This window comes from Pseudomonas sp. VI4.1 (genome assembly GCF_002029345.1).
Classification (GTDB): domain Bacteria; phylum Pseudomonadota; class Gammaproteobacteria; order Pseudomonadales; family Pseudomonadaceae; genus Aquipseudomonas.
In genome coordinates this window covers 1-5567 of sequence record NZ_MULM01000034.1, presented here as the reverse complement: position 1 = coordinate 5567, position 5567 = coordinate 1, and the positions used below count along the sequence as shown (strand labels likewise).

Below are 5567 nucleotides of genomic sequence, written 5' to 3'. Positions count from 1 at the left end.
CGCTGGCACGACCCACGGCCTCGTGGTCGCAATGACCGTCTTCACGCCAGGTGGTGAACACCACATCGTTGGCGCACAGGTGGCGTTCGATGAACTCGCTCAACTCGGTTTCCCGCGCCGCTACCCGACTGTCGGCGAACCCGCCGCGCAACCATTTCAGACTGTGCAGCGGCAGGCCGAGGCGGCGCAGGGCTTCGGCGGACTCCTGCGGGCGGACCGCGCTCAGCCGTTCCACCGGCCAGCGCCGGGACCCCGGGTGGCTGGCGCTGCCATCGGTGACCGAGATCAACTGCAGTGCACGGTTCGCCGCGGCGAGCAGTTGCAGGAAGCCGCCGCAACCCAGCACTTCATCGTCTGGATGGGGTGCGATAATGACGGCCCGGGACCCTTGCGGCACCAGCGTCAGGATGTCGATCACCGGTAGCTGCGCCAGCTGGCTGGACGTTTGCCACAGGTGCAGCGGCGTACCCTGGCCGACGATTGGATTGGTTTTCATAGGCTCCATGTTCCGTTGATGACCTGTCGACCCAGCGCGGCAAGGTCTCGTTCGGCGTGGCTTTGCCGCAGGAACACCGGCAGGTCGGCGATCAGCCGGGCGAATTGTCGATCCTTGCAATAGGGACCTGCGCCCAGGGCGTGGCCGACATGAAGGATGACCTGCTCGGCGCTATGTTCGACCACAGCGCGCACGCGACGGGCCAGCAGCTCGGCGTTGTCCAGTGGTGCGACATCGATGCTCCGGGCACTGCTGCGCAGCACGTCGGCAGCGGCCTGTAATGCGCTGTCGACGGCGCCGAGGTGGGCGAGGGCATGGGGTTCTTCGCGGTGGGCGCAGTGACTGCGCAGACGTTCGGCAATGCTTTGGGCGGCGCCGTACCAACAGGCGGCAATGCCGATCCCGCCTTGCCAGAAGCCGGGACGTTGCAGATAGTCGCCGGGATCGCCGATGACATGCGCCCGGGCGCCGTCGAACAGCACGTCCACGCTGCCGGTCGCGCCCATGCCGACGGCGTGCCAGCCTTGATCGGTGATGCTCACACCGGGTTGATCCAGCGCCACCGCCACCAGTTGCTGGCGATCCTGCTCGTCCCAGGCCGTCAGCAAACCGTGGCTCAACACCGCCGCCCCCGAACACCAGGCCTTGCGTCCGTTCAGTGCAACCGCTCGGCCGTGCGAGCTGACGTGTACCCGCGCCTGGGGCGGTTCGGCGGCCCACATGCCCCACGTACCGCCCGGTGCTGGCGACCCCCCGAGTTGCTGGATGATCGCCAGCGCATCAGTATGGCCCTCGTACAACTTGCACAACCCCAGGTCATGCCCGCCGACCTCGGCCAGCGCCTGGAAACGCTCCAGGGTCCGGCCACTGCCGGGCAGCGGCAGCTGATCGAGACCCGCCTCCACCAGCGCCCGCAGGCACCGGCCTAGCGCTTGAGTGTCAGCGTAGTCCGGTGACTGGCGATGCAGAAACCCCTGGAGGTCCATTTCACTCGTCTTCCTCACGCTGCAATTCGAACAGCAGCAGCGATCGCCCGGTGACCGAGTACTCGTGACCGAACTCGAAGCGTTCCTGACCGCGAATGGAAGGTTGGTTGGTGTCGATCATGCAGGTCCAGTAACTGCCATCGGGCACTTCCGGGAGCAGGAAATTGACCACGTCATGATGGGCGTTGACCACCAGCAGCAGGGTTGCATCGCCACCCTTGCGGCGAATCCCGGTTTCCTGCGCGCGGCCGTCGAGCAGCATGCCCAGGCAGCGGCCATGGGCTTCTTCCCACTGTTCGATGGTCATCTCGCTGCCATCCGGCGCCAGCCAGGTGACGTCCTTGACCCCGATGTCTTCGTTGTAATTGCCCACCAGGAAGCGCCCGCGACGCAGGATCGGGTAGGCCAGGCGCAGCTTGATCAGGCGTTTGACGAACTTGAGCAGGGCCTTGCCGTCTTCGCTCAGGTCCCAGTTGACCCAACCGATCTCGCTGTCCTGGCAATAGGCATTGTTGTTGCCTTCCTGGGTGCGGGCGAATTCGTCGCCGGCCACCAGCATCGGCGTGCCCTGGGACAGCAGCAACGTGGCGAAGAAGTTGCGCATCTGGCGCTGACGCAGTTCATTGATCTCGGGATCGTCGGTCGGACCTTCGACGCCGTGGTTCCAGGACAGGTTGTTGTTGCTGCCGTCCTGGTTGTCCTCGTCGTTGGCTTCGTTGTGCTTGTCGTTGTACGAGACCAGGTCGTTGAGGGTGAAACCGTCGTGGGCGGTGATGAAGTTCAACGAAGCGTATGGCCGCCGGCCCCGCTGGTTGAACATTTCGCCGGAAGCGGTCATGCGGCTGGCGAAGTCCGCGAGTTGGCCGTCATCGCCTTTCCAGAACGCGCGCACGGTGTCGCGGAACTTGTCGTTCCACTCGACCCAACCCGGCGGAAAACCACCGACCTGATAACCGCCCGGGCCGCAATCCCACGGCTCGGCAATCATTTTTACCTGACGCAGCACAGGGTCTTGGCGACAGGCGACCAGGAAGCTGTGACGTTCGTCGAAGCCCTCATGGTAACGGCCGAGAATGGTCGCCAGGTCGAAACGGAAACCGTCCACGTGCATTTCCGTGGCCCAGTAACGCAGGGAGTCGGTGACCATCTGCAGCACACAGGGGTGACTCAGGTCCAGGGTGTTGCCGGTGCCGGAATCGTTGATGTAGTAGCGCTTGTCGTCGGGCATCAAGCGGTAGTAAGAGGCGTTGTCGATGCCGCGCATGGACAGGGTCGGGCCCTGTTCATTGCCCTCGGCGGTGTGGTTGTAGACCACGTCGAGGATCACTTCGAGATTGGCTTCGTGCAGGTGCGCGACCATCTCCTTGAATTCGGCGATCTTGCCGCTGGCCAGGTAACGCGGGTCGGGGGCGAAAAACGCGATGCTGTTGTAGCCCCAGTAATTGGTCATGCCTTTGTGCAGCAGGTGCTGGTCATTGACGAAGGCATGGATCGGCAGCAGCTCCACGGTCGACACGCCGAGCTTGCGGATGTGTTCGAGCACGTCATCGACCATCAACCCGGCGAAGGTGCCACGCTGGCTCTCGGGGACGGAGGGGTGACGCATGCTGATGCCTCGCACGTGCGTCTCATAAATGATCGTCTTGTCCCACGGCACGCTGACACGATGGTCGTGCCCCCAGGTGTGGGCCGGGTCGATCACCTTGCATTTGGGCACGAAGGGCGCGCTGTCACGCTCATCGAAGCTGAGGTCGGCATCGGGGTGGCCGATGGTATAGCCGAACAAGGCTTCGGACCATTTCAACTCGCCGACCAGCTGTTTGGCATAGGGGTCGATCAGCAATTTGTTGTGGTTGAAGCGATGACCGTTGGCCGGGTCATAGGCGCCGTAGACACGGTAGCCGTAGATCAGCCCCGGATGCGCGTCGGGCAGGTAGCCGTGGTAGATCTCGTCGGTGTATTCCGGCAACTCGATGCGTTCCAGCTCGACTTCGCCGGCATCATCGAAGATGCACAGCTCAACCTTGGTGGCGTTGGCGGAAAACAAGGCGAAATTGACCCCCAGGCCATCCCAGGTCGCGCCCAGCGGGAAGGGCAAACCTTCACGGATTCGCGATGGCGTCTCGACGTGCGGTTCTGGCGCGGATTTCTTTGGACTGCTCATACATGCTCCTGCAAAGGGGGGACAATTCTTGGCTCAGGCGTTTTTCGAGGGCGAGCGAGCCCTCGGTGGCGAGGGGGCTCGCCACGCATTCAATCATTCAGGACCAGTAAGGAGCGTTAGACCGCGGGCGGTTTACGCGCGGTTCGAGGCTTCTTCACGGCGGCTTTTTCGCCAGGCGGGACCACCGATGCCGCCGCGGCCGGCTTGGCCTTGGCCTTGGTTTTCGGTTCGGCGCCCTTGCCGTCGAGCGACTTGTCATTGATCAGCTTGCCGTCGGGCTTTTTCGGCGCGGTCTTGGTCGCGGCCACTTTACTGCCGGCCCCTTTTGACGACTTGTTCGGGGACAGGGCTTCAGCTTCTGCCAGTTTGCGGGCCATTTCCCAGTGACGGGCTTCCTGGCCTTCGGGCTTGCCTTCAGATTCCCAGATCTGATAGGCGAACTCGCGGATGCGTTTATCTTCGGTACTCATCGCTATGCTCCTGAACTGCACTCAAGTGTCGGTAGTTTGGATAAAGAGATTGACCGGGAAGTCCCCCAGCGCAGCGCTGATCATCAGCTCCCCTTGGGTTGTGACTGCGGTGGCTGAAAAAAGTCCCTTCAAATGTATGTCAGAGGAGGCGAACGGTAATTTGACCCGGGTATCGCCCCACAGCCGCGCATCGATCCGCGGTTCGGCGGTGTTTTTCAGCAGTTCGGCGCAGCGTATCGGCACAATCACGATCGCCCGTTTTCCTTCCCCGGAGCGGGCAAACGCCAGCACCCGGTGCGCCTGGCTGCCGACCACTTCCAGGGCTTGATATGCCCCGCGCCGAAACAGCTCGGCGTGCTCGGCCCGCAAGTTCAACGCCTGGGCGATCAGGCTTTGCTTGATGCGCCCGTCACGCCAGGTGGTCAGCAGCTCGGGTAAACCCGGTTCTGCGTGCAAGGCCTGTTGCCGATCAGCGTAATCCACCGGCCGCCGGTTATCCGGGTCCACCAGGGTGAAATCCCAGTACTCGTTGCCCTGATAAAGATCCGGTATGCCCGGCACGGTCATGCGCAGCAAGGTTTGCGCCAATCCGTTGAGGGCGCCGGGGACGGCGAGGGTATTGACCGCCTTGCCCAGTGCGGCGCGCAACAGTTCACCTTCAGGACTGAGCATCAGTCGTTGCAGGAATTGCTGCATCGCCTGTTCGTAAGCGTCGTTGGGTGCGCTCCAGCTGCTTTGCAACTTTGCTTCGCGCAAGGCTTTCTGTTGCCATTGCCAGAGGCGTTGAGTGTACGCCTCGATCGCGATTGGATCTTCGCTGCGCAGGTCGAGCGGCCAGCTGCCTAGGATCGCCTGATACAGAATCAACTCGTCGCCGGTCGATGGCATCTGGTCGTCATCGCGCAGCGGTCGGGCCAGGGCTTGCCAGAGCGGCACTTGCTCGGCGTACCAGGCACTGCGTTCACTCAGCACCGCCAACCGCGCCCGGGTGTCTTCGCCGCGTTTGTGGTCGTGGGTGGCGGTGGCCAGCAAATTATCGGGAAACGCTTCGAGTCGGCTGACACACACCGCGTGGAAATCGGCGACCGGCGCACTGAACTGTTCGGTGCTGAACCCCACGTCATTACGCGACAGCAACACCGCCGAGCGATAGAACGCGGTGTCTTCCACGGCCTTGGCCGCGGCTGGCGAGGTCAGCTGCTGGAAGCGCACGCAGGCGTGCTTGAGTATCTTGCGCTGGCGACCCACCGGGCGTTTGCGCCACGGTTCGCCGCCGAGCCAGCCGGCCAGGCAATCGAGCACCGGCCAATCGGCCTCGCTGAGCGATTGCCGGGCGCCGTCCATGGCTTGCTGGAAAAACACATCGTCTTCGGCACTGCGGCCACGGGGGCTGATATAGGTGCGATACACCGGGAAGTGCACGATCAATTCCTGCAACGCCCGCCGGATCG

4 protein-coding genes and 1 pseudogene are annotated in these 5567 nt (G+C 63.1%); all 5 read right to left on the bottom strand.

Annotated elements, in window-relative coordinates; all coding sequences use genetic code 11:
- The coding region (locus tag BZ163_RS00515) for a PIG-L deacetylase family protein (protein WP_143510975.1) at positions 1 to 496 on the bottom strand (496 nt) is incomplete at its 3' end.
- Positions 493 to 1482, bottom strand: a complete 990-nt coding sequence (locus tag BZ163_RS00510; RefSeq protein WP_128869381.1) for an acyl-CoA dehydrogenase family protein — start codon at positions 1480 to 1482, stop codon at positions 493 to 495. The genes BZ163_RS00510 and BZ163_RS00515, both read right to left, overlap by 4 nt.
- A 1-nt stretch (position 1483) precedes the next feature.
- On the bottom strand, positions 1484 to 3646 hold the full coding sequence (gene glgX / locus BZ163_RS00505) for a glycogen debranching protein GlgX (protein WP_128869380.1): 2163 nt from the start codon (positions 3644 to 3646) through the stop codon (positions 1484 to 1486).
- A 116-nt stretch (positions 3647 to 3762) separates the two neighbouring features.
- Entirely contained in the window at positions 3763 to 4116 is a 354-nt protein-coding gene (locus BZ163_RS00500; protein WP_128869379.1) for a DUF2934 domain-containing protein, read from the bottom strand.
- Positions 4117 to 4137: 21 nt separating this feature from the next.
- Positions 4138 to 5567: pseudogene (locus BZ163_RS00495) on the bottom strand (malto-oligosyltrehalose synthase); the annotation flags it as partial.

Coding starts and splice junctions, on each gene's coding strand:
- BZ163_RS00510 (WP_128869381.1), bottom strand. CDS start 1,482: ATGGACCTCCAGGGGTTTCTGCATCGCCAGTCACCGGACTACGCTGAC.
- glgX (WP_128869380.1), bottom strand. CDS start 3,646: ATGAGCAGTCCAAAGAAATCCGCGCCAGAACCGCACGTCGAGACGCCA.
- BZ163_RS00500 (WP_128869379.1), bottom strand. CDS start 4,116: ATGAGTACCGAAGATAAACGCATCCGCGAGTTCGCCTATCAGATCTGG.